This window comes from Empedobacter sp. UBA7494, assembly GCF_002478465.1.
Classification (GTDB): Bacteria; Bacteroidota; Bacteroidia; order Flavobacteriales; family Weeksellaceae; genus Empedobacter; species Empedobacter falsenii_B.
This window is the reverse complement of sequence record NZ_DLOC01000015.1, coordinates 13,667-36,532: the sequence shown is the minus strand read 5'-3', so window position 1 is coordinate 36,532 and position 22,866 is coordinate 13,667. Positions and strand designations below refer to the sequence as shown.

At 30.2% G+C, this 22,866-nt stretch carries 24 protein-coding genes and 1 tRNA gene; 16 read left to right on the top strand and 9 right to left on the bottom strand.

The window, feature by feature from the left end; all coding sequences use genetic code 11:
• Nucleotides 1-339 precede the first annotated feature (339 nt).
• From B4E95_RS01685 to typA, 3 genes are all read left to right on the top strand, one after another.
• Nucleotides 340-1,515: a YARHG domain-containing protein gene (locus tag B4E95_RS01685; RefSeq protein WP_291089428.1), complete on the top strand. Its 1,176-nt coding sequence runs from the start codon at nt 340-342 to the stop codon at nt 1,513-1,515.
• A gap of 185 nt (nt 1,516-1,700) precedes the next feature.
• Nucleotides 1,701-1,773 (top strand) — tRNA-Lys (locus tag B4E95_RS01680).
• Between the two features lie 259 nt (nt 1,774-2,032).
• Entirely contained in the window at nt 2,033-3,835 is a 1,803-nt protein-coding gene (gene typA, locus B4E95_RS01675) for a translational GTPase TypA (RefSeq protein ID WP_280035524.1), read from the top strand.
• 56 nt (nt 3,836-3,891) lie between these two features.
• On the opposite strand, the gene B4E95_RS01670 is transcribed toward typA, so the two are convergent.
• The 3 genes from B4E95_RS01670 to B4E95_RS01660 all read right to left on the bottom strand — a co-directional run bounded on the left by B4E95_RS01670 (nt 3,892) and on the right by B4E95_RS01660 (nt 6,999).
• A complete protein-coding gene (locus B4E95_RS01670) occupies nt 3,892-4,212 on the bottom strand; it encodes a hypothetical protein (RefSeq protein WP_180904948.1) in 321 nt (106 codons plus the stop codon).
• Nucleotides 4,212-6,506, bottom strand: a complete 2,295-nt coding sequence (locus B4E95_RS01665) for a choice-of-anchor L domain-containing protein (protein ID WP_291089422.1) — start codon at nt 6,504-6,506, stop codon at nt 4,212-4,214. The genes B4E95_RS01670 and B4E95_RS01665 overlap by 1 nt, the downstream gene beginning before the upstream one ends.
• 94 nt (nt 6,507-6,600) lie before the next feature.
• Complete coding sequence (locus B4E95_RS01660) at nt 6,601-6,999, bottom strand: hypothetical protein (RefSeq protein ID WP_291089420.1); 399 nt, start codon at nt 6,997-6,999, stop codon at nt 6,601-6,603.
• 41 nt (nt 7,000-7,040) lie between these two features.
• Between B4E95_RS01660 and B4E95_RS01655 the strand changes: the two genes are divergently transcribed.
• The 5 genes from B4E95_RS01655 (at nt 7,041) to B4E95_RS01635 (ending at nt 9,605) form a co-directional block, all read left to right on the top strand.
• On the top strand, nt 7,041-7,637 hold the full coding sequence (locus B4E95_RS01655) for an NUDIX hydrolase (protein WP_219033584.1): 597 nt from the start codon (nt 7,041-7,043) through the stop codon (nt 7,635-7,637).
• 11 nt (nt 7,638-7,648) lie between these two features.
• Nucleotides 7,649-8,215 carry a DUF4920 domain-containing protein gene (locus tag B4E95_RS01650; RefSeq protein WP_291048640.1) on the top strand — a complete coding sequence of 189 codons (567 nt, stop codon included), beginning with the start codon at nt 7,649-7,651 and terminating at the stop codon, nt 8,213-8,215.
• Nucleotides 8,216-8,291: 76 nt separating this feature from the next.
• A complete protein-coding gene (locus tag B4E95_RS01645; protein ID WP_291048637.1) occupies nt 8,292-8,720 on the top strand; it encodes a hypothetical protein in 429 nt (142 codons plus the stop codon).
• A gap of 52 nt (nt 8,721-8,772) precedes the next feature.
• On the top strand, nt 8,773-9,114 hold the full coding sequence (locus B4E95_RS01640; RefSeq protein WP_115001366.1) for a hypothetical protein: 342 nt from the start codon (nt 8,773-8,775) through the stop codon (nt 9,112-9,114).
• Nucleotides 9,115-9,221: 107 nt separating this feature from the next.
• Nucleotides 9,222-9,605 (top strand): hypothetical protein, encoded by a 384-nt coding sequence (locus tag B4E95_RS01635; RefSeq protein ID WP_115001364.1) that lies wholly within the window; start codon nt 9,222-9,224, stop codon nt 9,603-9,605.
• A gap of 49 nt (nt 9,606-9,654) precedes the next feature.
• Here B4E95_RS01635 and B4E95_RS01630 read toward each other — a convergent pair whose 3' ends face one another.
• Nucleotides 9,655-10,257: a hypothetical protein gene (locus tag B4E95_RS01630; protein WP_180904946.1), complete on the bottom strand. Its 603-nt coding sequence runs from the start codon at nt 10,255-10,257 to the stop codon at nt 9,655-9,657.
• A 4-nt stretch (nt 10,258-10,261) separates the two neighbouring features.
• Nucleotides 10,262-11,488 carry an exo-beta-N-acetylmuramidase NamZ family protein gene (locus B4E95_RS01625; RefSeq protein WP_286494646.1) on the bottom strand — a complete coding sequence of 409 codons (1,227 nt, stop codon included), beginning with the start codon at nt 11,486-11,488 and terminating at the stop codon, nt 10,262-10,264.
• A 74-nt stretch (nt 11,489-11,562) separates the two neighbouring features.
• Between B4E95_RS01625 and B4E95_RS01620 the strand changes: the two genes are divergently transcribed.
• The 4 genes from B4E95_RS01620 to B4E95_RS01605 all read left to right on the top strand — a co-directional run bounded on the left by B4E95_RS01620 (nt 11,563) and on the right by B4E95_RS01605 (nt 15,882).
• Nucleotides 11,563-12,792: an ABC transporter permease gene (locus B4E95_RS01620; RefSeq protein ID WP_115001360.1), complete on the top strand. Its 1,230-nt coding sequence runs from the start codon at nt 11,563-11,565 to the stop codon at nt 12,790-12,792.
• A gap of 33 nt (nt 12,793-12,825) precedes the next feature.
• The gene (locus tag B4E95_RS01615) at nt 12,826-14,187 is read left to right on the top strand and encodes a pyridoxal-phosphate dependent enzyme (protein WP_291089417.1); all 1,362 of its coding nucleotides are present in this window, start codon (nt 12,826-12,828) and stop codon (nt 14,185-14,187) included.
• Between the two features lie 30 nt (nt 14,188-14,217).
• A complete protein-coding gene (lptB, locus tag B4E95_RS01610) occupies nt 14,218-14,946 on the top strand; it encodes an LPS export ABC transporter ATP-binding protein (protein ID WP_125348857.1) in 729 nt (242 codons plus the stop codon).
• Nucleotides 14,947-15,180: 234 nt separating this feature from the next.
• Nucleotides 15,181-15,882, top strand: a complete 702-nt coding sequence (locus tag B4E95_RS01605; RefSeq protein WP_291089434.1) for a polysaccharide deacetylase family protein — start codon at nt 15,181-15,183, stop codon at nt 15,880-15,882.
• Between the two features lie 31 nt (nt 15,883-15,913).
• Here B4E95_RS01605 and B4E95_RS01600 read toward each other — a convergent pair whose 3' ends face one another.
• A complete protein-coding gene (locus tag B4E95_RS01600) occupies nt 15,914-16,153 on the bottom strand; it encodes a hypothetical protein (protein WP_038334521.1) in 240 nt (79 codons plus the stop codon).
• A 284-nt stretch (nt 16,154-16,437) separates the two neighbouring features.
• Nucleotides 16,438-16,716, bottom strand: coding sequence for a nucleoside 2-deoxyribosyltransferase domain-containing protein (locus tag B4E95_RS01595; RefSeq protein ID WP_291063475.1), 279 nt, complete (start codon nt 16,714-16,716; stop codon nt 16,438-16,440).
• Nucleotides 16,717-16,864: 148 nt separating this feature from the next.
• Between B4E95_RS01595 and B4E95_RS01590 the strand changes: the two genes are divergently transcribed.
• A complete protein-coding gene (locus B4E95_RS01590) occupies nt 16,865-17,458 on the top strand; it encodes a hypothetical protein (protein ID WP_291089414.1) in 594 nt (197 codons plus the stop codon).
• Nucleotides 17,459-17,531: 73 nt separating this feature from the next.
• On the opposite strand, the gene B4E95_RS01585 is transcribed toward B4E95_RS01590, so the two are convergent.
• Nucleotides 17,532-18,017 (bottom strand): DUF4822 domain-containing protein, encoded by a 486-nt coding sequence (locus B4E95_RS01585; protein ID WP_291063479.1) that lies wholly within the window; start codon nt 18,015-18,017, stop codon nt 17,532-17,534.
• Between the two features lie 142 nt (nt 18,018-18,159).
• Nucleotides 18,160-18,294: a 30S ribosomal protein THX gene (locus tag B4E95_RS01580; RefSeq protein ID WP_219033578.1), complete on the bottom strand. Its 135-nt coding sequence runs from the start codon at nt 18,292-18,294 to the stop codon at nt 18,160-18,162.
• Between the two features lie 153 nt (nt 18,295-18,447).
• Between B4E95_RS01580 and B4E95_RS01575 the strand changes: the two genes are divergently transcribed.
• From B4E95_RS01575 to B4E95_RS01565, 3 genes are read left to right on the top strand one after another with little or no spacing between them, the layout of a single operon-like run.
• On the top strand, nt 18,448-18,603 hold the full coding sequence (locus B4E95_RS01575; protein WP_185144078.1) for a hypothetical protein: 156 nt from the start codon (nt 18,448-18,450) through the stop codon (nt 18,601-18,603).
• A gap of 2 nt (nt 18,604-18,605) precedes the next feature.
• On the top strand, nt 18,606-19,811 hold the full coding sequence (locus tag B4E95_RS01570; RefSeq protein ID WP_291089431.1) for a metallophosphoesterase family protein: 1,206 nt from the start codon (nt 18,606-18,608) through the stop codon (nt 19,809-19,811).
• Nucleotides 19,811-22,852, top strand: coding sequence for an SbcC/MukB-like Walker B domain-containing protein (locus B4E95_RS01565; protein WP_291089411.1), 3,042 nt, complete (start codon nt 19,811-19,813; stop codon nt 22,850-22,852). Before B4E95_RS01570 ends, B4E95_RS01565 begins: the two co-directional genes overlap by 1 nt.
• Nucleotides 22,853-22,866: the final 14 nt, after the last annotated feature.

Genomic DNA, 22,866 nt, shown 5'->3' with positions numbered 1-22,866 from the left:
CGAGCCCCAGCCAGGTCACAAGAAGCCAAACAGAAATGTTTGGCTTTTTTTATGCAAAATAATTGAGGTAAACATGATAAATGTTGCGGTAAATATATATCGTATTGTTTCCGATTAACTTCTATTCTCAGTTACTTTGTTCAACCGATTTTAGTGATTATGAAGAAGAAAAAAACAGTTCTCTCAAAATTAATGAAAGTAGTCAAAATTACTGGATTTTCTTTGGGTGGAATTGCATTAGTTTTATATGTTTCGCCTTATTTTTTTTAAGGAGCAAATTAATGAAGGAATAAAAGTGTTGCCGAAAATTATGTAAAAACGGAAATTGAATTTAAGGATTTGGATATTTCGTTTTTCAATCATTTTCCTAAGTTAACAGTTACTTTAACGGATTCTTCCATCAAAGGTTCTAAGCCGTATCAAACCGAAAATTTAATCTCTGCGAAAGAAATTGCACTTGGTGTAGATGTCAAAACGTTGTTTGATGATAAAATAATTTTTAATGAATTATTTATTACAGATGCAACGATTAATCTGAAAATAGATAGTTTAGGTCGTAATAATTTTGATATTGTGAAGCCTTCTGATGAGGTTGAAAAAGAAGAAGAATCGAGTGTAGGATTAGCGTTGAATAATTTTAAAATTGCTAATTCTAACTTTTTATACGATGATCAATCATCTAAAACCTATTTAAAATTAGATCAATTTGATTACGATGGACTGATAGATTTTACAGAAAATCAGTTAACATTAAATGCAAAAACGGATATCAAAAATGTCAATTTTAGTTTTGATGAGCAGAAATATGTTAAGAATTTACCTTTAAAAGGAAAAATAAATTCTAAAATTGATTTAAATAATTTATCTTTTTATTTTACTGAAAATAATCTCGAATTAGGTCAATTTCCTTTTTCGTTGAAAGGTTCTTTGTTGATGCCAAATGAAAGTAAAGTTTTTGATTTGACAATTTCATCAGAGAAAAATGATGATTCAATTTATGGAACTTGGATTTCTAAGCGCAAAGATTTACCTGTGCTTTCTCGAAAGTTTAGTTTGAAGAAAACAGAGTTTATTTATAATCCGAAGAACATTTTAGTTCAGCCAAAATATGGTGTAGATGAAGAGTATGCGGATGAATACGATAATGTAGATTGGGTGAATTCTAAAAAGAAAAAATATGACGAATCAGATGGAGAAGAGTATTTTGTAGATGTCCAACGTGCTGCTTCGGATGAAATTTATAAAATAAATGGATCAACGCAAAAGTTGACGGAAAAACAACTGAAAAATCTACATAAGTTAGATTTAGAAATTATTCGCAATACAATTTATGCGCGTCATGGCTATTCGTTTGCGAATCGTGGTGCACGTCAATTTTTTGATTATGTAGATTGGTATGTGCCTTTGTATACAAATGTTGAGGATAAATTGTCGCCAATCGAAAAAGATAATATTGCGTTATTAAAGCGTTTTGAGAAATATGCAACCGATAATTATCAGCAATATGGACGTTAAAATTTAGAATTTTGATTAAGATAGAATGAGTTAAAACTCAATCCGAGAATAGGATAGCAGGATTATCATTTTGCTTTATAGGTTAAATTGAAGAATACAATTGTTTTTACTCGATAAAACCTTTGTTCTGAAAGAACTTTGCAGAGCAAACCAAGAAAATTTTGTTTGTTGTGTTTATCAATTTAGGCTCGTTAGCTTAGCTGGTAGAGCACGAAACTCTTAATTTCGGGGTCCTGAGTTCGAGCCTCAGACGAGTCACGAAAAAACTGTTACACAAAAGTGTAGCAGTTTTTTTTGTTTTTTATAATTATGATTAAGAATTATAGGGGAAATCGTTAAAATTTTTCAATGAAAAAATAGTTTTCATTAATCAATCTGCAAATAAATCAACGTTTTAGTAAAAAGTATTCAGTAATATTAAATTTTTCTAAATTAATTATTGCTAAAATTAAATAAAATAAAAAGTATAGTAATAAAAAATAAATTTGTCGTAAATTTGCACCCATAATTTTCAAGGATGCAAAACATTAGAAATATTGCGATTATCGCACACGTTGACCACGGTAAAACTACATTGGTTGACAAAATTCTTCACAGCGGAAACGTTTTTAGAGAAAACCAAGAGTCTGGTGAATTAATCATGGATAACAATGATATCGAGCGTGAGAGAGGGATTACGATCTTTTCTAAAAATGCTTCGGTAGATTACAAAGGTATAAAAATCAATGTGATTGACACTCCTGGTCACGCGGATTTCGGTGGAGAAGTTGAGCGTGTATTGAAAATGGCTGATGGGGTTATCTTATTAGTTGATGCTTTCGAAGGACCAATGCCACAAACGCGTTTTGTTTTGAGTAAAGCATTAGAATTAGGATTAAAACCATTAGTTGTAATTAACAAAGTTGACAAAGAAAACTGTCGTCCTGATGAGGTATATGACAAAGTTTTCGAATTATTCTTCAACTTAGATGCAACAGAAGAGCAATTGGAATTCCCAGCATTCTATGGTTCATCTAAACAAGGATGGTTCAATACAGAAAATGTACGTGTAGACGATATTTCTCCATTAATGGATGGTATTCTTGAACATGTTCCTGCTCCAGAAGCTTACGAAGGTTCTTTACAAATGCAAATTACATCTTTAGATTATTCTAAATTCTTAGGACGTATTGCAGTTGGTAAAGTAAGCCGTGGTGTTATTAAAGAAGGGGATTGGGTTGCTTTAACAAAACCTGATGGAACGTTCAAAAAACATAAAATCAAAGAATTATATACATTTGCTGGTTTAGGTAAAGTAAAAGCTACTGAGGTAAAAGCGGGTGATATTTGTGCTGTTGTTGGTATCGATGGTTTCCAAATTGGAGATACAATTGCAGATCCAGAAAATCCAGAAGCATTACCGGTTATGCATATCGACGAGCCTACAATGAATATGTCTTTCGGAATTAACAACTCTCCATTCTTTGGTAAAGATGGTAAATTTGTTACTTCTCGTCACTTAGTAGAGCGTTTAGAAGATGAGTTAGAGCGTAACTTAGCTTTACGTGTAGAACCAACAGAAGATTCTAATACACAATTAGTTTACGGACGTGGTATCATGCACTTATCTGTATTAATCGAAACGATGCGTCGCGAAGGTTATGAGTTGACAGTTGGTCAGCCACAAGTAATCTTAAAAGAAATTGATGGTGTAAAATGTGAACCATATGAAACATTAGTAATTGATGTTCCAGATGATTATTCTTCTAAAGCAATCGACTTAGTAACTCAACGTAAGGGTGATTTATTAGTTATGGAGGCGAAAGAAGGAATGCAACACTTAGAATTCGAAATTCCATCTCGTGGATTAATCGGATTACGTTCTCAAATGTTAACTTCTACTGCTGGTGAAGCTGTAATGGCACACACTTTCTTAGAATATAAACCATTCAAAGGAGCAATCGCTGGTCGTTCTGCAGGTGTAATTATTTCGAAAGATCAAGGTACATCAACTCCTTATTCTATTGATAAATTACAAGATCGTGGAAAATTCTTTATCGAGCCAGGTGAAGAAGTTTACGAAGGAATGATTATCGGAGAGCATTCTCGTAACAATGATTTAGTAGTAAATGTTGTTGAAGCTAAAAAATTAAACAATATCCGTGCAGCTGGTAAAGATGATTCATCTTCTATCGCTCCAAAAACAGAAATGACTTTGGAAGAATGTATGGAATATATCCAAGCTGATGAATGTATCGAGGTAACTCCAAATTTCATCCGTTTACGTAAAATTCACTTAAAAGAAGTAGATCGTAAACGCTTCGAAAAATCAATGAGCTAATCATTTGAAATTATATATCACAAAAAAACCAGAAGTTAATCTTCTGGTTTTTTGTTTTAAATAGATTCGATTTTATTTTTAAGCGCTTCAATTGCGAAATTTAATTCATCTTTAGAAGCGTTATATTCTACTATTTCACCTTTAATTTTGAATCTTGAAACATTAAAACCTTCTTCAATATCATTGTACCAAATCAAATAATTTTCGTATACAGCAACTACCCAAAAATTATCCTCAATAACATCATCACATTTCCATATTTCAGGAGAAATTTTAATTTGATTCCAAAATAATAAAGTTTTGTCTTCCATATTTTGTTCAGAAAAATAAATTTCGAGCATCAAATCCTTTTTAGGGAAATTTATCCAATTATTCATTAATAAGTACTTTTTAATAAAATCCAATCTTCAAATTTTTGAGTTTGAGTTGAATTTGGTTCAGTCCATTCGATAATATACCAATAACTATCGGAAGGTAGCGCTTTTCCATTCAGTTTTCCATCCCATGTATAATTGTTTGCTTCCGAACCAGTAAATAATAATTTTCCTTTTCGATTATAAATGATAAATTTCGGATTGATTTTACTTTTTAATTGCGAATAATCCGACACATCATTTTTACCATCACCATTTGGAGAAATAAAATTGATTAGTTTAATCAGCGAAAATTCTTTCGAAATAGGCGAACAATTAGCTGCAGATTTCACAGAAATTGTATGAGTTCCTAAAGTTACGTTTGTGAAGATATTGGAAGATTGAAAAGTGCCGTTATCCAATGAATACAGATATGGAGGCGTAGATCCAGTGACTTTTATGGTCACCGTAGAACCTTGAATTTCGATAGATTGAATAGTTGGATCTTCGGCTTCAATAACTATTACTTCTTGTGTATAAAAACAACCATTCAATCCTAATTTCACATAATAAGTTCCAACAGGAACATTTGTAATTGATTGATTTTTGTCGCCATTATGTAACCATTCGTAAGTTTTAAATCCTGGACCTGCGTCTAAAGTCGTTGTTGTTCCTTTGCAAATTGTAAGATCTTTTAAGGTTGATGATTTTCCAGATTGTTTGAAAATAAAATGCAATGGAGCAACGTTTTCGCATAATCCATTTTGTTTAAATCTTACCCAAAATGTTTGATCTGAATTTATAATTTGTGTTGTGTTGATATTATTTTTTTTATTTTTAGCATCAATTTCATTTAAGTAATATGTCGGTGAGCCTTCAAGATTTGTAACCAAGTCATCAACATAATCGGATAAAACAATTTCTTCATCATTGCTTAAATTCTCATCACAAATTTCTATTGGAGGAATTACGTTTGCAACACTTAAATGATTTAATGTAAAAGTAATTTCTTTAATAACAGGCTTACAAGTTCCGATTTGGACACGAATCCAAACTTCTTTAGATGTCTGAATTTCATTTAATTCGAAATTGGTTATTCCAACAGAAATATTATCTTTAGCATCTTGTTCCGTTTCAAAATATTTTACTTGATGAGTAGAATAATAATCTTCTACAATTCGATCAGTATATTCGTCTAAATTTACTTGTGTTTTTCCATCTAAATCATCATCGCAAATAGAAAAACGATCTTGATATATTTGAGGTTCTTTTTGTACAGAAACATTAATATGACCTCTCAAAGAACAACCTGTATTTTGTGTGATTTCTACTTCGTAATAACCTGATTCATCTACCACTAATGTTGCATTTGTTTCACCACTAATTTCCACACCATCTTTGTACCATTTATAGGTTGTAGCATTTGTCGTTGTCGCATCTATTGTTTCAGATGTTCCAGGACATAATACAACATCAGAACCTAAACTTTTTGACCCTACAAAACTTCCAGCTTTCAAAAAAACGGCAGAATCATAACGACCTCTTGAATCTCCATGATCGGCAATTACTAATTTGATATGATATTTTGTATCAGCTTCTATTTGTGCGTTTGCTTTCAAAACTTTTGTTTGTCCATTGAAATTCGTTGGGCTATTTGTTGGATTAAAACCTCCAAAATATGATACATTTCGAGGACAATCTCTTGTGCCATTTATGGTTAATGAAGTAACAGGAATAGTTGTATTTGGAACTAATGCAATGTTTTGATAAGGTTCAGAATTATCTGCTTTTTTGATTAAGAAGGCAAAAGCATCAGAGTATTGGCAATTACTTGATTGATATTCTTCTGAAAGAAACATATATTCGAAACTAATTTGATCCGTTGTTAGATTTGATACAAAATCAAATTCAAGATAAGTTGCATTTAAAATGTTGTCATGAGGTAAATTAGATTTTATCAAAATGTCAATTAAATCTTGATCTCCTCCCCAATTACTTCCCCAAAAATCTTGCAAAGAAGAATTTGGACCTTCAGCATCTTCTGCTTTACCTGTAGATAAAATAATTCCTTCAGAAAGATCAAAATTACTAGTTCCTTTTGTAAAATAACCATAGCTGATTTCATCATAAGCTCTATTGTATCCAGAAATATTAATATTAGAAATAGTAATACAACCTGTGTTTGTACCAATAAATTTATCAATTAATTCTTCTTTCGATAAAGATGTATCTACCTGAATATATTGTCCAAATAGAAGATTATTTAGTATAAAAGTAAAAAAGAGTAGGAGAATTATTTTTGAATAAAAATGTTTCATGAAAAAATAATTTAGACAAAAAAACTGCTAAATAACTTTAAAATATAAAGCTTATTTAACAGTTTTAGAAATTTTATTTACCGAAAAAATGGTCTTACCCTATTTTTCCTAAATTTTCTGCAATAGTTTCAATAAAAGATGTCAATGGTTTTTTCGCCATCATTTCGATCATCATATTGAAATTTCCATCAAAATCTAACGAAACATCAGACGAATTCTCATCAACTGCATCAATAGAAATTGTCAAAGTATATTCAAAAGCAGGTGCCGGAGATTCGAAAACAATTTTCGATGGCTCAACTGTCTCTTTTAAACGCATTCCAACCTTTGGCAAAGCACCAACACCAACTGTAAATCCTTTTCCAGATTCATGAATTTCAAACGATTTTGTATCCTCTGGCATCAATTGCTCATAATTCTTCATATCCAACAAAAAAGTATATGCTTCTTGTTGATTTTTTGTAAAACGGACTTTATTTGTATTTACCTTCATATCCTTGTGAGTTTTTTATAAATTTGTAACAAATCGTTCAAATGTACAAAGTTTTTTTTAATGAAAGTTTGTTAACTTTCAGCAACCAATCTAATCCAGAAGCAAAAAATATTTTGTTTCAAAATGAAGCTCAATTTGATGAATCTTTTCATTTGTTATCATCAAAAGCAGCCGCTTTAGTCAATATTTTTAGTGAAGATATTGATGTTGTTTGGACGAAATTCTTAAAATATTACAAACATATTCAAGCCGCGGGCGGAATTGTTCGTAATCCGCAAGACGATTATTTGTTCATTTTCAGACTTGGGAAATGGGATTTGCCAAAAGGTAAAATGGAGAAAGGAGAATCGAGAGAAGAATCTGCAATTCGCGAAATTGAAGAAGAATGTAGTTTGACAAATTTAGAGTTGAAACGATTTTTGATGCCTACTTTTCACATTTATTTTTTGAGAGAATATATTATCAAAGAAACATTTTGGTTCGAAGTTTTTTATGACGGTGTTGAATTGCCTTTGCCGCAAACTGAGGAAGGAATTGAATCGGTTGAATGGAAAAAAGAGAATGAAATTCCTCAATTATTAGAAAATTCATATCCAAATATAAAATTGTTAATGGACAATTATTTAAATTTGAACTAAATAAGACTCTTATGAAAAAATATATTTTAACTCTTTGTGCTTTAACTTGTTTTGTATTGACAACAAATGCACAAACAAAAAAAGAAACGAAGGCTAAAACTGAAAAAGCTTCGAAAGTTCAATCAAAAATTTTAGATAACGGAACGGCTAAAATAGACGATTTATACGCGTATCAAGTGTATGGAGAATCGTTTGATATCAAAAATACATTGACGAAAAGTGAACTTGGAAAGTTATACGATAACATGAAAAGTGGTGATTCTTTGGAAAATGTTCAGTTTGTTTCGACGATAGAATCTGTTTGCAAAAAGAAAGGTTGTTGGATGAAAGTTGATCTTGGAAAAGGCGAAGAACAATCGTTTGTGCGTTTCAAAGATTATGGATTTTTTATGCCTTTAGATGGTGAAAATGCGAATGTTGTCGTACACGGAAAAGCTTTTGTAAGTGAAATTTCTGTAGAGAAATTACGTCATTATGCAGAAGATGAAGGAAAATCGAAAGAAGAAATCGCAAAAATAACAAAACCTCAGTTGCAATATAATTTTGAAGCTGACGGAGTTTATTTGAAAGAAAACTAAGGTTTTTTAACTCAATAATTAATCAAAACCTTTCTATTTTTGGAAAGGTTTTTTTATGAAATCAATTCTATAAAATATGATAAACTTATTTCAAGCCAATCCAAATCAGTATTTTTCATTGATCGGAAAATCGATGAATGACGAATTGTTTCAATCATTTCAAACAGAATTTGAATCTGATATTTCAGAGCAAAATATTCCTCAAGGGAAAATTGTATTGTACAAGGAAAAAGGCATTTCTGTGAAAATTGTTGATGAAATGATTGTTTCGATTAAATTTTATCTTTCTCCAAATCCAATTTGTAAGGTTTATGAAGGTCAAAATATTTTTGATTTGAATAGAAATGTTGATGAAACTCAGATTCGTAAAAATAATGATTATCAAAGAATTATTAATAATGATCCAAATCGTTTGGCAAATGATTATAGTCGTCTAAACTGTTTATTTTCTTTTGATTCGATGACTGGAGAATTCTTAACTATTGAAATATTAAACGAATTATAAAATGTTTTTTGCTGAAAAATTTCATATATTTATCTTAAATAATAGACCTTAAATGAAAAAATATTTAAGCTTGTTCTTAATGTTATTAACGTTTGCAGTTTTTGCACAATTGAGAGCGAATAATACGGAGTCTTATTACTCGATGAAAGGAACTTTTAATTCGGATAAAAAAGAGATTATAAAGAAAACAATCGAGAAAGAATTTGGTGAAGGAATTTTGGAAGAATCTGGTTATATCTGGACTGGACGAGGAAGTTTTGAAATTATTTTGAATGATAATTCACTTAAAATGGAGATTCAAAAAAGTACAGATAATCAAGAAATTGTAGATAAAATTAAAAATCTTGGAGATAAAATTCTTGCGACAAAAAATATAAATAAATTTAATACTTAAAAACGAGCTACAATTATTTTGTAGCTCGTTTTGTGTTAACGCTTCGTTAACCGTTCATTAACCAATGCAAATTAATCTTTTTCAGAATTTTATAAAAAAATAAAAATATGAAAAAGACATTATTTATCGCAATAACTTTAATAGCTTTTGCTTGTAACGGACAAACAGCTAAATCACAATCAGTTAGCAAAAATTCAAGTTCAACAACTCATTCTAATGTTTCAGTTAGTGTGAGTGATAGCAACGAAGTATATTCATACTCAGCAATTTTTGATAAACCAAAGTCGGCAAATGCAATCAAAGAAATCGGAAAAGTATTTGGAAAACCAGTGACTGAAGGAAAAAATTACGTTTGGAGAGAAGGAGATTCCTTAGAAATAAAAGCAAGAGAAGGAAAAATTACAATTGAATTTGAAAAAGGTTCAACAAAATTATATGAAAAAGTAAAAGAATTAGGCGAATCTATTTCTGCTGTTGTAGGAGAAAAATAATCATTCTAAAACATATAAAACGGAAGTCAAATTTGGCTTCCGTTTTTAATTATTTTAATTCCCTATACTTAAAATCTTTTCCAAAAAAGTAATTCCATATTAAACTAATAAGAATGAAATTTGCTATTCCACGAATTGTTATAAATATCCCGAAATTACCAAAACGTTTGTATTTAATATGTGATAATTCTTCTTGATGATTAACTATATATTCGTACAAATAATAATCAAAAACTAACATTAAAAGGCTAAAAAGAACTAAAATGACATAATGAAAGAGCATAATGTCTTTAATTTTTTTTAGATTTTTATAGAATAATACAGCTCCAATAAAAGAAAAAAATACGCTTGAATGAAAAACAATTTCAGTTTTAGTATGAAGTTTTGGAACTTCATTATTCTCCTCAATGTCTTCAACTAAATTTGGTTCGAAAGAATTTTTCTTTTTTTCTTTTTCATGATAAATAATTTTAGATGAAATTAAATTTTTAATTCGAGTTGTTTCAATTTCAGAAAACTGAACATTTCGTTCATTTTTTAAAATTTCGAAAGCTATTTTTATTGCTTCAGGAACAAATCTAGAATCATCTTTGATATAAGAATTTAATTCATTTGTAGACAGCTTCTGAAGAACGCTTCTTTTAACTTGCATTAATTTAATCCTTATAAATCAAATATTTTGTTCTTATTTTCTTGAAAGCTTCCAAATCTTTTTGCCAAGTTGCTTTTATTTCTTCTTCTGATAAACCTGCTTCTATTTGTTTGCGCAATTCATCAGTTCCAGAAAGTTGATCAATCCACAACTTTTTACCATTCATCGTCCAAAAAGGTTGTTTCGTATTGTTTTTATACGCATTAATAAGCCATTTTAAATTGATGGCAGATTGATACGGAACATTCGATAAATCTTCACCGTAACAAACTTCATCTTTGAATTTTGGACTTGTTGCACCAGGTTTTGAAGTTGGCGTATATTGATAAGGCATATTTTTTAGGAATGGTGAACCATAAACTTGAAACTGAATATCTGTTCCACGACCTTCGTTGACGTTTGTTCCTTCAAACAAACATGTACTTGGATACAAATTGATCGCATGAGCATTTGGTAAATTTGGTGATGGTTTTACTGGTAAATTATACTTGGATTGATGGGTATAATTGATAAGTGGAATAATTTCCAAATCTGCTTTTACACCATTTGCTAGCCAACCTTCACCGTTTATCATTTGTGCATATTCGCCAATCGTCATTCCATAAACAATCGGAACATTGTGCATACCAACAAACGATTTATATTCATTTTTCATCACTGGTCCGTCTACATAATGTCCGTTCGGATTTGGTCTGTCCAATACAATTACTTTTTTACCATTCTCAGCTGCAGCCTCCATTACATAATGCAAAGTGGAAATATAAGTATAGAAACGAGCACCAACATCTTGCATGTCAAAAATCAAAACATCAACATCCGAAATTTGATTTGCTTTTGGTTTTTTATTGTCGCCATAAAGCGAAACAATCGGCAAGCCTGTTTTAGAATCAACACCAGATTTTACTTTCGCTCCAGCATCAGCATCACCACGAAAACCATGTTCAGGAGAATATAATTTTATAACATTTATGTTGTTTTTTAACAACAAATCAACTGTATGCATCGTTGTTCCATTAATTGTAGCAATTCCTGTTTGATTTGAAATTAAACCAACTTTTTTACCTTTTAGTTTCGAAAGATATTGCGTTGTATTTTCTGCTCCAACAAGAATAGTTGAATGATTATCTATCGTTTTTGATGTATTATTTTGAGCTAAAATTGGAGTAGAAAAGCCGAAAAAAATAACTGAACTAAGTAAACCAATTGATGTATATTTGACAAAGTTTTTCATTTCGTTTTGAATCATTTGAATTTAGACGAATTTAAAGCCTAAAGTTAGTTTTAATCTTATAAAAAATATATAATTTGAGTTTTTCTTGGTGGTTTTCAAAAAAAATTGCGCTTGGTAAAAATACTAAAAATAACTTATCGAGTATTATTATTCGAGTAGGTCAAATTGCGGTAGCATTAGGGTTGATTGTTTCTTTGGTGACAATTTCGACTGGTGTTGGAGCAAGAATGGCAATCAAAGAAAAATTGGCCGATTTTAATGGTCATATTACGATTAGAAACTATAATAGTAATACGTCATTAAATTCCGATTCATTATCACTTCATCAAGCTTTTTATCCAAAGTTTAAATCGATTCCAGAAATAGAACATGTACAAGCAATTGCCAATAAAAGTGGTGTTATCCGAACGGATGAAAACTTTAGTGGTGTGGTGTTCAAAGGAGTTGGAACAGATTATGATTCGGTTCGTTTCGAAAAATTTATGGTAAAAGGACATTTTCCTCGAATCAATAAAGATTCGATAATGGATGAGGTTTTATTATCTAAAAAGATTGCGGACGAAATGAAATTGGATGTTGATAGTTCGTTTGTGATGTATTTTATTCAAGAAGATACAAAGCCTATTTATCGTCGATTTACCATTTCTGGATTGTTCAAAACTGATATCAAAAATTTTGACGATCAAATTATGTTTGGTGATATCAAGCATGTGCAACGCCTTAATCGTTGGGATTCGACAACTGTTGGTGGTTTCGAACTATTTGTAAATGATGTCGAAAATATTGATCCAGTTGCAAAGCGTGTGCAAGAAAATATTCCATATAATTTGTATGCAGAATCAGCAACAGCATCTTTTGCTCAGATTAATGATTGGATTTCGATTTTCGACAAAAATATTGTCATTATTCTTTTTATCATGCTTTTTGTGGTGGTGATTAATATGGTGATGGTTTTATTGATATTAATTTTAGAACGAACACATTCAATCGGAATTTTAAAAGCATTTGGTGCGACAAATTGGCGAATCCGAAAATTATTCATCAATTACGCATTATTTATCATGTTACCAGGATTAATTGCTGGAAATGTAATTGGACTTGGATTATTATTCATTCAGAAATATTTCGGAATTATAAAACTTCCAGCAGAAAACTATTATTTATCAACAGCTCCAGTCTATTTAGACTTTGGCACAATTGTTTTATTAAATGCAGGAGCGTTATTAGTTTGTGCAATTGTATTACTTTTGCCTTCGTATATGATATCTAAAATTACACCTGCAAAAGCTATTAATTTTAGATAAAATTTAATGTTTTAATTTAAAAGTTAGAAAAAAATGAAATTCGCAAACAATATATTAGAAACGATTGGGAATACACCTTTGGTTAAAATTAATAAGATTACAAAGGATTTACCATGTACAGTTTTAGCAAAAGTTGAATATTTTAACCCTGGTCATTCTTGTAAAGATCGTATGGCGTTAAAAATGGTTGAAGATGCCGAAAAAGATGGTCGTTTAGTTCCAGGAGGTACAATTATCGAAGGTACTTCTGGTAACACAGGAATGGGATTGGCTTTGGCTGCTGTGATCAAAGGTTACAAATTAATTTGTGTGATTACAGACAAACAATCGAAAGAGAAAATGGATATTTTGCGCGCTGTTGGTGCAGAAGTTGTGGTTTGTCCTACGGATGTTGAGCCAGATGATCCACGTTCTTATTATTCAGTTTCTAAACGTTTGGCTCAAGAAACACCGAATGGTTGGTATGTCAATCAGTATGATAATCCATCAAATGCAATTGCGAATTATGAGCAAACTGGACCAGAAATTTGGGAACAAACAGAAGGAAAAGTAACGCATTTTATTGTTGGTGTTGGAACTGGAGGAACAATTTCAGGAGTTGGGAAATACTTGAAAGAAAAAAATCCTAATATTAAAATTTGGGGAGTTGATACGTATGGATCAGTTTTCAAAAAATATAAAGAAACAGGAATCTTCGACGAAAATGAAGTGTATTCTTATGTAACAGAAGGAATTGGTGAAGATATTTTACCAGAAAACGTAGATTTTGATATTATTGATGGATTTACAAAAGTGACTGATAAAGATGCAGCGGTTTATACGCGTCGTTTAGCTTTAGAAGAAGGTTTGTTTGTTGGAATGTCTTCGGGATCAGCGATCAAAGGATTGTTGCAAATGAAGGACGAATTCGGACCAGATGATGTTGTAGTAGTTTTATTCCACGATTCAGGTTCTCGTTATGTAGGAAAAATCTTTAACGATGATTGGATGCGTGACAGAGGATATTTGGACGAAGAAATCAAAACAGCTGTCGATTTAATCAAAGAACATGTTGATAAACCTTTGGTTACGGTTCGTACAGAGGAATTGGCTTCTCATGCAATTGATCGTATGCGTCGTTTCAAAATTTCTCAAATTCCAGTAATGGACGTGAATGGAATTGTTGGTTCTTTGGATGAATCAGATTTGTTTCAAGCATTTTTAGAAGATAGAAATGTTGCTGAAAAACCTGTTCACGAAATAATGGGAAAACCATATCCAGTCGTAAAAGCAGGAACATCTATCGAAGAAGTTTCGAAGTTAATTACAAAGGATAATCAAGCTGTTTTAATAGAATTAGAAAACGGAAAATATCATATCATCACAAAATATGATATTATTAACTCGATTAAATAACAAAAATCCTATCTTTGAAGCGATATGGGAATTGTATTAAAAGGTCAGAATTTAGTAAAAGATTACGGTAAAAAACATGTCGTAAAAAATGTGTCTTTTCAAGTAGAACAAGGAGAAATTATTGGATTATTAGGACCAAATGGTGCTGGTAAAACGACTTCTTTCTACATGATTGTTGGTTTGGTAAAGGCTACGCAAGGAAAAGTTTTTTTGGATAAACAAGATATCACAAACGATGCGATGTACAAACGCGCGCAAAAAGGTATTGGATATTTGGCGCAAGAAGCCTCTGTTTTTCGTAAACTTTCTGTAGAAGATAATATCAAATCAGTTTTACAATTCACGAAACATTCCAAAAAAGAGCAACAAATGCGCACAGATGCTTTGATTGAAGAGTTCTCGTTAGAGCATGTTCGTAAAAATCGTGGTGATTTACTTTCTGGAGGTGAGCGTCGTCGTTGCGAAATAGCACGTTGTTTGGCAACAGAACCTAATTTTATTTTATTAGATGAGCCTTTTGCTGGAGTTGACCCTATTGCGGTTGAGGATATTCAGAAAATTGTACGTTCGTTAAAAGATAAAAATATCGGAATCTTAATTACCGATCATAATGTATCGCAAACGCTTGCAATTACCGATAAAACATATATTATGTTCGAAGGTAAAATCTTGAAAGAAGGTTCGCCAGAAGAATTAGCAAATGATGAAGATGTTCGTCGCGTTTATCTAGGTGAAAACTTTATGTATCAGCAGATATAAATTACAATATAGTATTTTCTAAACCACTCAATTTTGAGTGGTTTTTTTTTAAAACTTCAAAATCATCTAAAATTAAAATTTGCTTAATTTTAAAAATTTCTGATTTTAATAGTTGCTTTTTCGATATATTTAACTACTAAAACTTACTGATAAAGAATGCTAAAACTCAACTATTATTTTGTTTGTCTGATTTCAATTTTTGTGTTGAATAGCTGTACACACGAATAAGATGCGATAAAAGAAACAAAAAAATCTACAAATAGAGGAGGAGTGGTGCTTACATTTGATGATGATTATGTGGACGAATGGTTCAATGCGAATTTAAAATTGAAACAATACAATTGGAAAGGAACGTTTTATGTAACGCATTTTGATAAGCTTTCGGAGAGTCAAATTCGTGAGTTAACTTATCTGCAACAAAACGGAAATGAGATTGCTGCGGATGGTTTAATTCATGTATATACAACAAAGTATATAAAAGAATTTGGAGGAAAAGAATTTATTGATAAAGAAATCGCTCCAATGCTAAGTTTGATGAAAAATAAAGGACTTGATGTAACCGATTTTTCATATCCTTATGGCGATCGAAGTGTAGAATCGGATCAATTGCTTTTCAGTTGTTTTAAAACCTTAAGAGGAACAACTTACGGAAACGAATCGCCTAATTTTCAGAACTGTTATTATCAAAATAAACCTCTATTTTTTGGTTTAGGAATCGATAAGAGTTACCAACATTTTAGTGTGCCTTATTTTATTTCGTTGTTACAATATGCAAAGGATAACAATAAGATAGTCGTTTTATACGCGCATAAAACAGTTGAAAAAGCAAGTAATAATTATGAAACTGAATTTAAAACCTTAGAAGAGATTTATAAGTTTGTGAAGAACAATGATATGAAGTTTTATACGGTTAATGACTTACAAAAATTGAAATAAAAAAATGCTCAAATTCTTGAGTATTTTTCGTTTATTCTATAAAAAGTAAATCTCCTTTTTGATTAACTGCCTCTTTGAAATAAAGATAAACATCTTGTATATCAAAACGTCTAAAATTGATAGCGTTAGAAATATTTTGTTCAGGAAGTTGATAAATCATTTCAAAATTTAACATGCTACCAAAACCAGAACTCTCGATTTTTTCGACCAAAATTCCTAAAGATTCTAATCGTTCAATCAACCGATTAATTTCCAAATCATTATGTTTCATAATCTCTAAAACTTACTATTAAAGCGGTTTCAAAGCTAAAACATAAATTTTTAAAATAAGATTTTGAGAAATAAAATTATATGTTAAACCTTTTATGTTTCAACTTAAATCTCTCTTTTTTAATTATTTATTTTATAATATTTTTTTAAATAATCCAACACATTTTCTATTGAATCAAATTGTTTTATGCCATATTTTTCTGCCTTAATATCAACATTCCTTTTTCGCTAAAAACCATCTGGACAAATCACCAATGGTTTTTCACTTTTTGCATTCAATTCCCATTACATTTGTTTGTGAAATTCGGGCTCTTCTTTTACAGGCTCCCAAGCGCTATTCCAATCATTACGACGAGGATTTAGCAAGATGACTTTTTCATTTTTCAATTCTTTTGAAACTTTCGCTTGCCAATCTTCAGAATTTCCCATATCAATCGTTCCTCCCAAAAATATCTTTGTACGTTGATCATTTTTAGGAAATTCATTAGGTGATTTTATCTCAAGAGATTGAGCAAAAATTGTAGTATTCAATAATAGAAATAAGGCAAATAAAATTGCTTTCATGTTGTTTTTGTTTCGGCAAATATAATGAGGTTGTTGATTTTGTATTTAATGACTTTTGTTAGAATTGGCTTGAAACAAAGAATATTTAACATAGATTTTATACTTTTTGAATAGATTTAATGTTGTTTAGTATAAATAATAATCATAAATGAAAAAGCTACTACCCATTTTTGCTGCTTTTGTAATTTTCTCTTGTCAAGAAGACGAAGTGACAACTCCAGTCAAAGAACAGCCTACGAATCCTCAACCAACGGAAACTGAAATTTTCAAATTCGATAAAAATGTTTCAATTTTAGATGCATACTATTACAAAGGAGTAAACGGAAAAGATTATCCGGCAGAAGCAGAAGCTTTTTTCAAGAAAACGTGGACGCTTTACGAAGATCCTTCTGTCAAATCTATTGAATTGAAAAAAGATTCGATTATAATCAATGAAGAATTGAAAACGTCTAAATTTAAATCAACTATAGAAGAAAATAATCTGTATGCTACTGACGGTTCAAGAAAAATATTGTTGGGTCGAATTGATAAAACAACAAATTCATTTTATTTGTTCAAACATTTTGAGTCTTATGCTGTTGTAGATCCTGAAAATGGAAGTTCTGCTTCTGGTAAAAGTTCTTCTTTTGGAAAAATTACAAAAGACAATATTTTTCCAAGAATTATAGATAAGCCTGAAAGTTTAAAACAAGAAGGAGCTTATGTTTTTTGGAATAATGTTGAATATAAATTTGTGAAATAATAACAAAAAAAGCTAAGCGTCAATTGACACTTAGCTTTTTAAATTTAAATATTTGGATGATATTGATGTGACACTATTTTGTTGGCTCTTTGTGAGCTGTAGGCGTATGTACGATATCGAAATAAACAGATTTATCATCATTAGACGGATAAATTCTGTAAGTAAATTCTTGTTTTGTTAAAACTGTAATGTCAACAATTCGTGTAAACAAAACTTCTCCTGCATCATTTTTAGCAACGATTGTTCTTGTTTTTCCATCTTCAGAAACAGACCAATCTCCTTTCATTTTTGGCGTATCATCTAAATTGAACATAGTAAATGTACCATCTTTTTTGAAATAGGCATAACCTACAAAATTAGAAACATTAGTGTCTGTTAAGGCTACATTTTGTCCTTTGTTGTTCAAAGCATTAGTTGTTTCCCAAGAAGTAAAGGATAAAATTTCGCTTGGCGTTAATTGCTCTGTAATTCCTGAATCATCATCATTGTTACAACTAAAAAGTGTTAATCCAACCAATAATACAAAAATGCTTGTTGTAATTCTTTTTAAAATATTCATGTTTTATTTTTTTGATAGCACAAATAAACTCAATATTTAATGGCTTAAATTGTAGATTTTATTCTCATCATTGAATAAATTATTGTTGAGTTGAATAAAATAAAAAAGCTGAAAATCAGGATTGATTTTCAGCTTCAAAAAATTACTTTTTAGCTTTTTTGGTTGGTTTTTCTTCAACAACATCTTCCTCATAATAATACTTATGTCTCGGACGTTTTACACCATAAGAGCCATTCACAATTTTTCCTCTTCTCGATTTTTTATCGCCTTTTCCCATTATAAATGTTTTAAAATTAATAAATTCGATTACTTTATACCCAAGTTAATAATTTCAATTTAGTTTGACAAAAGATTTACAATTCTTTATCATTTAATCTAACTTTGCGACATCATTTGGCGTGGAGAAAAATTAATTTTAAACCAAATAGAAATGAGTAGAAATACAGATGCAAATAAAAAAGCGCATAAGAAAAAGTTAGATCAAAAGAAACGTAAAGCGCAAGAAGCCGAAGCTGAACGCAAAGCTCGATTGAAAGCAATCAATCAAAGATTTAATGATAAAAATAAACCAGAAACGGAAGAATAATGATAAAAATTCTACATACAGCCGATTGGCACTTGGGCAAAAAATTGGATAGTTTTTCGCGATTAGAAGAACAAATTTCAGTGATGAACGAGATTATCGAAATTGCAGATCAACAACAAGTCGATTTGGTACTTATTGCGGGCGATTTATTTGATAATTTTAATCCAAGTGTGGAAGCTGTAGAATTATTTTATAAAACATTAAAAAGACTTTCGAATAACGGAAAACGTCCTGTTGTAGCGATTTCTGGTAATCACGATTCTCCAAGTTTGATTGATGCGCCAGATCCGTTGGCACGCGAATGTGGAATTATTTTGATTGGTTATCCAAATGCAAAAATTCAAGAATTTGAACTGAATGATTTCAAAATTTTAAAATCTGTAGAAGGAATGATTGAATTGAAATTAAATTCTTTCGATTACCCGATTCGAATTATTCATACGCCTTATGCTAACGAAATTCGTTTGAAACAATATTTTGGAGAGAATAAAGAAGATGCACTGAATGAAGTTTTAGCGACAAATTGGAAAAATATTGCGGATGAATATTGCGACGAAAATGGTGTTAATTTATTGATGGCACATTTGTATATGAACCAAAAAGGTGCTGAAATTTTAGAGGAACCAGAAGGCGAAAAACCGATTAAAATTGGAAATGCAGATATGATTTTTTCTGAAGCTATTCCGCCTCAAATTCAATATACAGCGCTTGGACATTTGCATGGTTTTAAGAACATCGGAACAGAAGAAAAACCTGTTGTGTACAGCTCTTCGCCTTTATGTTATAGTTTTTCCGAAGCTGGTCAAACCAAGTATGTTTCGGTAATAGAAGTAGAACCAAATAAAACTATTTCTTATCATAAAATTGAATTAAAGCATGGAAAACCGCTTATTCGAAAAACTTTTGATGATATAAATTTAGCTGTAGAATGGTTGAATGAAAATCAAAATGCGTTAGTTGAATTGACTTTAGAAAGTGATTCATTTTTGAAAGCTGATGAACGAAAATTGATTTATCAATCACATGATGGAATTATTCATTTGATTCCGAAAGTTAAAAATCAAGAGATTGAAACGGTTGAATATAAGTTTGCAGATCAAACAAAAGATATGAAGGAATTGTTTGCAGATTATTTCAAATCGAAAAATGGAAATCAAGAACCAAACGACGAAATAAAGGATTTGTTTAACGAAATTTTGAATTCATAATGATTCCAGTAAAATTAACCATAGAAGGACTTTATTCGTATCAAGAACGCCAAACAATTGACTTTTCTGAATTAACAGAAGCAGGATTATTTGGAATTTTCGGGAATGTAGGTTCAGGAAAATCATCAATTTTGGAAGCGATTATGTATGTTTTATATGGTGAAACAGAACGTCTAAATTCCAAAGATAAACGAGCTTATAATATGATGAATTTGAAATCGAATTTATCTTATATAGAGTTTGATTTCTATAATTTTGAAGAGAAATTATTTAGAGCAACACGTGAGTTTAAAAGAAATTCGAAACGTTTTGAAGATGTAAAATCTCCAACAGTTGTTTTTTATGAGCAAAAAGACAACGAATGGATTCCGCTTAATCATTCTAAAGCAGAAGAAATAATAGGTTTGAGTTACGAAAATTTCAAACGAACAATTATTATTCCGCAAGGACAATTCAAGGAATTTATTGAGTTGGGTGCAAAAGATCGAACACAAATGATGAAGGAAATTTTTGGACTTCATCGTTATGATTTACAAGATAAAGTTGCGATTTTGAATTCACAAAACTTAACGAATTTGAATCAACTTGAAGGAAAATTATCAGGTTTTGAAGAGGTTTCGGAAGAAAGGATAAAAGAGCTTGAAGAAAATTTGATTGAGCAAACAAAAGTTGCCAATCAAGTTCAAGAAGAATATAATCAAATAAATGAATCATTTCAACGTTTAAAGGCGTTGAAATCAGATTTTGAGACGTTAAAACAAAAGAAAATTGAATTTGAAAAAATTTCAATTCAGAAAAATGAAATGGATCAACGAAAAGTTGAACTTGAACGTTATGAATTGATTTTTAATGCATTTTATCAACTTTTAGAAAATTATAAAAAAGTTTCAAATCATATTGAAGAAAAGTCAATTTCAATTGAAAATCAACAAAAGCGATTGGCTTTAATTGAAAATCAAATCAAAGAAATTTCGAACCAAATAGAAGCGATCAAAACTGATTATGAAGCTTTACCAACTAAACAAAAAGAAGAAACTGATTTAGAATTAATTGTTCAGATTTTAACTTTTTCAGAGGAAATTGAAAAGTTAAAAGTAAGAACAGCAAAAGGTTTGAAAGAAGTTGAAGAGGTTCAGAAGAATGAACAGAAAATTGAAGCTTCAATCAAATTATCTGAAAAAGAAGTCAAAACTTTAATTGAGTCAAAAATAGATTCTCAAACTTTGATGGAAGTTGGAAATTGGTTTGTTCAGAATCAAAATTTGCAACAATCTATTCAGAAACAACAATCTAAAATAGAAGAACAAAAGAAACAAATTTATGTTTTTGAAACTCAATTAAAAACTGAAAATATAGAGATTTCAAGTTTTGAAAATTGGTTTAATTTTGAATTTCAAAAACTTGAATCAACTAAAAAATTAATTGAAAAACAGAAAAATGAATTAGAAGTTCAGCAAAAGTTGGCTCATTTTGCACATAATTTAAACGAAGGCGAATCTTGTCCGCTTTGTGGCGCTTTAGAGCATCCAAATATTGTTGAGATTGATGATATTTCAACGAAATTTGAAGTTGTAAATAATGAATTAAATCAAATTGATGATAAGCTAAAATCGCTTCAGAAAAAACAAAATGTAGTTCAAAAAATTATTGATCAAAAACAGTTTGTTGAAAAACAAATTGAACAAGAAAATCAAGTATTGAATGAGTTAAAAATTGAACAAGAAAATCATCTGAATTTGTTTGTTTGGAAAGATTTTGATTCGAAAAATGTTGAATTATTTGAAGAAAAAAAGAAAGCAGCTATTGCTTTGGACAAAACAATTTCGGATAAAAATAAAGAGATTGAAACTTTTCGTGAAACTTTAGAGAAAGAACGTGAATCTGTTGAAAAATATAAAAATGCTTTAGAAAAATTTAGATTAGAAGAAGCTAAAAAAGCTTCTCAAATTAAGCAAAATCAAGCAAACTTGAAAGTGTTGAAATTTGAAGATTTTCAAAATCAAACAACAGATAATGTATTGCGAAATTTGAATGATTTAAAGTTAAGTAATGCGAAAATTGAACAAAATTATATTCAATTTACAGAAAGTTTAAATCAATTAAATCCAAAATTAGCTTCTCAAAAAACTTCAATCGAATTGATTGAAAAACAAATCATTGAGTTGAAAGAAGAATTGGCTATTAATCAAAATCAATTAGAAAAATCATTAGAAAAAAATCAAATACAAAATATTGAAGAAGTTCAATTAGTTTTAAATCAACAGTTTAATATTTCTGAAATCAGAAAAGAATTAGAAGATTTTAGAATTTTGTTCGAAACATTAAAAAGTTCAATTCAAGAATTAGAGCAAAAATTAGCGGAAGTTTCTTTTGATGAAACGATTTATAAAACACAAGAAGAAAAATTAATTTTTGTAACAAATCAGTTGAAAGAAGCGACCGAAATTGTAACCAAAACAAAAACTGAAATTGAACGATTGAATAAATCTTTTGCAGAAAAGAAAGATTTGTTATTTGAATTGGAAAAATTGCAAAAACGAGCGACGAATTTACAAACAATGCGAAATTTGTTTAATTCAGCAGGATTTGTGCAATATGTTTCGTCGATTTATTTGAAACAGTTATGTGATAACGCAAATGTGAGATTTCATAGAATGACTAGAAATCAATTGAGTTTACAAATGAATGACAACAATGATTTTGAGATTATAGATTATTTGAATGAAGGGCGTTCACGTAGTGTGAAAACGCTTTCTGGAGGACAATCTTTCCAAGTTTCGTTGAGTTTGGCTTTGGCTTTGGCAGAAAGTGTGCAAACAAATGCGAAGTCGGAAAAGAACTTCTTTTTTATTGATGAAGGTTTTGGAACGCAAGATGCTGATGCTGTAAATATCGTGTTTGAAACGTTGATGAGTTTGCAAAAAGAGAAAAGAATTGTCGGTATTATTTCTCACGTTGATGAGTTAAAAGATCGAATTCCGGTAGCGCTTCAAATTACAAAAGACGAAGAAAAAGGTAGTTTTATAGAAGTTATTTTGTAAACAAAAAATCCGTT